Origin of the sequence: uncultured Limnohabitans sp., from assembly GCF_937889215.1 — a bacterium.
Taxonomy (GTDB): Bacteria; Pseudomonadota; Gammaproteobacteria; order Burkholderiales; family Burkholderiaceae_C; genus Limnohabitans_A.
The window spans coordinates 1-4352 of record NZ_CALBEX010000600.1; the positions used below are offsets into that span (position 1 = coordinate 1).

Here is a 4352-nt window from a genome sequence, read left to right on the forward strand (position 1 = left end):
AGGTATTTGGGCTTACCGTCGCGCCGGGTCAGGCGGGCAAAGATGCCGGCCACTTTCAGGTGGCGCTGCAGGCCCATCCATTCGACAGCGCGGTAAAACGCGCCGAAGTCGCTGTGCCAGTCTTCAAAATCCATCAGCCCCGCCTTGCGGGCTTTTTCCCAGTAACGAATGGTGATGTCGAGTACGAAGTCCTCGTCCCAGGTGAGGAACGCGTCGCGCATCAGGCTGGCGATGTCGTAGGTGATGGGGCCATAGACCGCGTCCTGGAAATCCAGCACGCCCAGCTGAGGATTCGCACCAAATGGCATCATCAAATTGCGCGGCATGAAGTCGCGGTGCACATACACGCTGGGCGCGGCCAGGTTGCGTTGCACGATCAAGGCAAAAGCCTTGTCGAACACCTCTCGCTGCGCGCCTTGCAGCTGCACACCCCGGTGTTGGGCCAAATACCAATCGGGGAACAGGCTCAGCTCCCTTTCAAGGAGTGCGGCGTCATACGGCGGCAGCACGTCGGGGCGCGACGCCAGCTGCCACTGGACCAGTGCATCGACCGCTTGCATGTAAAGCCCGTGGTTGGCCTGGGGGCGCTCGGGGTCGATGGCCGACATCATGGTGGCATCGCCCAGATCGCTCAGCAGCATGAAGCCGTCGGCCTCATACCAGTCAAGCACCTCGGGGGCATTCAGACCAGCGGCCTTCATCAAGGCGGCAATGCGCACAAAGGGCTCGGAGTTTTCCTTGTCGGGTGGCGCGTCCATGACGATGCGGCTGCCGCCCTGCACGGTGTCGACCCGCAGGTAGCGGCGAAAGCTGGCATCGGCCGAAGCCACACGCAAGCTGTCGGGCAACAGGCCTTGTGCCGAGGCCATGCTGGACAACCACGCCTTGAACGAGGTTTGACGGGCCGGATCGGTCCAGGTGACTTCAGAAGGCATTGCGAGAGAAAAGGTGGGGTGGCTCATGGATAATCCCATTCTACAAAGCCTGCTGCGCGCTTTTGCTGAGCTTGACCTCTACTTGATCCCTCCTGATTCAAATCCGTGACCCTTTCGCCCCTTGCCCGATTTATGTCCTGTGTGTCCGCGACGTCTGTGCGGGCCTTGGTCATGGCCGCGCTGTGGTGGATGCCCAGCCTGGGCCAGGCACAAGCCGTGGGTGTGAACTTGCGCAGCAGCCCGATGCTGGAAGAGGCCATTTCGGCGCGGCAAGACCAAGAGGGCGGCCTCTACCTGAGTGGCCAGCGCATGACCGCTCGGCCCGATCTGGACATGGTGATCGAGGGCCAAGCCAGCATCCGCAAGCCAGGCATGGGCATTCAAGCGGGGCGTTTGGCCTATGACCAGAGCCAGGATGTGGTCGAGGCCTCGGGCCAGGTGCGCCTGAGCCGGGCCGGCAGCTTGTTTGTGGGGCCTCAGCTGAGGCTGCAAGTGGACAGCTTTCAGGGGTTTTTAAACCAGCCCGCCTTTGAACTTTACAAAAGTGGCGCTTACGGGCAAGCCGAGCGGATGGACTTTGTGGACGACGCCCGCGTGGTCGTTCACCAGGCCGCCTACACCACATGCAGACGAACGCCCGGGCCGGAGTGGTTGCCTGAATGGGTGCTCAAAGCCACCCGTTTGACCTTGGACGAAGAAGAGTCCACTGTGCAGGCCCAGGGCGTGCAGCTGCGCTTTCAGGACGTGCCCATTTTGGCCATTCCTTCGGTCACTTTCCCGATGACCAATGAGCGCAAGTCGGGTTTGCTGCCGCCGGTGGTGGGCATCACCACCACCAATGGCGTGGAGATCGCGCAGCCGTATTACTTTGACCTCGCGCCCAACCGCGATGCCACTGTCACCACGCAGCTCATGAGCAAGCGCGGCGTGGCCGTGGACACTGAATTTCGTTACCTTGAACAGGACTACCGTGGCCAGGCGCGGCTGAACTTGATGCCCTCGGACACCTTGAGCGATCAGGCGCGCTGGGGTTGGTCCAGTCAGCACCAAGCCAGCATCGATACCGGTTTGGCTGATGTGGGGCGTGTGGGTTTGGGGCTGACCTTGAACCGGGTCAGCGATGACGCTTATTGGCGTGACTTCACACGCTCAGGCCAGGTGCTGACGCAGCGCCTGCTGCCCTCGACCGGGGTGCTGAACTGGGGGCGAGGTGACTTCAGCATGAGCGCCCAAATCCAGCGTTGGCAGACCTTGCAGAACATCGATGCCCCGATCACGCCGCCTTACGACCGAGCGCCCCAGATTGGCATGCGTTACGGGCAGTGGAATGCCGATGGCCTCGACTGGTCGGTGCAGGCCGACACCACACGCTTTGAGGCCAACTACGACCGCATTCCCAACAACACCTTGGTGCCGCGCAATGGCGAACGCAGCTTTGTGCTGGCGCAAGTCAGCCGCCCCTGGCTCCGCCCCTGGGGTTTTGTCACGCCCAAGCTGCAAATGCACGCCACCCGCTACCAACTCGACCAAGCTTTGGACAACGGTGCGCGCACAGCCAACCGGTTGTTGCCCACGTTTTCGCTTGACACAGGGTTGGTCTACGAGCGCGACACGCAATGGTTTGGCCGAAACGTCACGCAAACCTTGGAGCCGCGTGCTTTTTATGCGCGCACACCCTACAAGGACCAAAGCTTTCTGCCCGTGTACGACAGTGGTGTCACCGACTTCAACCTGTCTACCATCTACAGTGAAAACGCGTATGTGGGCCAGGACCGCTTGATCGACAACAACGCCTTGACCCTGGGGGTCACCAGCCGGTTTTTTGATGTGGCCAACGGCGCAGAAATGCTGCGTGTGGGCGTGGCCCAGCGCATCCGTTTTGCTGACCAACAAGTTGTCTTGCCCGACCAATCTGCTGCTGAAAGTGGCCTGAGCGACATGCTGCTGGGTGTGGGCGTGCGCTGGGATGACCGCTGGGCTTTGGACGGCACCCTGCAGCTCAACAGCCAAACCGATCGCATCCGCCGCAGCACCTTGCAAGCCCGCTACAGCCCCAGCCCCTACCGGGTGGTGAATGCGGCATATCGCTTGAACCAAGGCGTGAGCGAGCAGGTGGACCTGGGCTGGCAGTGGCCCGTCAGTGACCTTTTGGGGCGCGGCGATGAGGCCGCAGAAAGTGCCTGGACCCGCACGCCTGGCCAAGGCCTGGGGCCTGACCGCTGGTACAGCGTGGGTCGCCTGAATTTCAGCCTGACCGAAGGCCGCTTGGTGGACAGTTTGCTCGGTTTGGAGTATGACGGTGGCTGCTGGATTGGACGCATCGCTTTCGAGCGCATCCAAAGCACGGTTTCCACCGCGACCAGCCGCTTGCTGTTTCAGCTCGAGTTCATCGGACTGGCCCGTGTCGGTGCCAGCCCCTTGAGTGCCTTGCGCAACAACATTCCCCGTTACATGAACTTGCGAGACAACTTCTCTGAACCGAGCCGTTTCCAGCACTATGAATAAACACTTTTTTACTGTTCGCGCTTCTTTTGCTTTTGGGGCCTCGGTCTGTCTGGCGGTGGCTTGTTGGCCATGGCTTGCTCGCGCACAAACGCCTGCGACTAGCCCAGCCCTTGCTGCGGCCATTGCATCTGCAGATTTCATTGTGGCGGTGGTCAACTCTGAGCCCATTACCAACCAAGAAGTTCAGTCCCTCAGTTTGCGTTTGCTGCGTGAATCCACCGCGCAAGGCCGTTCGGTCTCGGCACCAGAGTCCAAGCAGCTGGCGCTGGAGCAACTGATCAACGAAAAAGCCCAGATCCAGCAAGCCACGGAGACGGGCTTGGTGATCGACGAAGCCGCATTGGACCAGGCCGAGGCCAGTGTGGCGGGCAACAACCAGATTTCACGCGAAGCGTTGCGCCAGCGCCTGCAGCAAGATGGTGTCTCTGTGAGCGCTTTTCGCGAACAGTTGCGCAACCAATTGCTGCTCACCCGTGTGCGTGAGCGCGAAGTAGAAGCCCGCGTCCGCATCCGCGACATCGAGATCGAGCAATTCTTGCAAGAGCAACTCAAGGCGCAGGCCGGGCGTGTACCTGCCGATCTGAACTTGGCCATGATCTTGATTGCTGTGCCTGAAAACACCAGCGACGAACAGATCAAGCCGCTGGCTGAGAAGGCGAGTGACATTGCCCGGCGTGCCCGTGACGGCGAAAACTTTGCCGACTTGGCTAAAAGCTTTTCTCAGGCGTTTGACCGGGGGGCCCAAGGCGGCGCCATGGGCTTGCGGCCTGCTGACCGTTACCCAGAGTTGTTTGTGCAGGCGACTGCCGCCTTGCCTGTGGGCGGCGTGTCGCAGGTGGTGCGATCGGGGGCAGGCTTTCACATTTTGAAGGTGCTGGAGCGGCAACAAGCCCCGGCCACCTTGATGACCAC

Annotated in this window: 3 protein-coding genes; 2 read left to right on the forward strand and 1 reads right to left on the reverse strand. The window is 61.1% G+C overall.

Annotation, left to right across the window (positions count from 1 at the left end; all coding sequences use genetic code 11):
* The coding region (locus tag Q0341_RS15040) for a phosphotransferase (RefSeq protein ID WP_299515005.1) at positions 1–962 on the reverse strand (962 nt) is incomplete at its 3' end.
* A 114-nt stretch (positions 963–1076) separates the two neighbouring features.
* Between Q0341_RS15040 and lptD the strand changes: the two genes are divergently transcribed.
* Both lptD and Q0341_RS15050 read left to right on the forward strand, forming a co-directional pair.
* A complete protein-coding gene (gene lptD / locus Q0341_RS15045) occupies positions 1077–3440 on the forward strand; it encodes an LPS assembly protein LptD (RefSeq protein WP_299515008.1) in 2364 nt (787 codons plus the stop codon).
* A 148-nt stretch (positions 3441–3588) separates the two neighbouring features.
* Positions 3589–4352, forward strand: a 764-nt coding sequence (locus tag Q0341_RS15050; protein WP_299515012.1) for a peptidylprolyl isomerase, incomplete at its 3' end; no start/stop codon positions are given.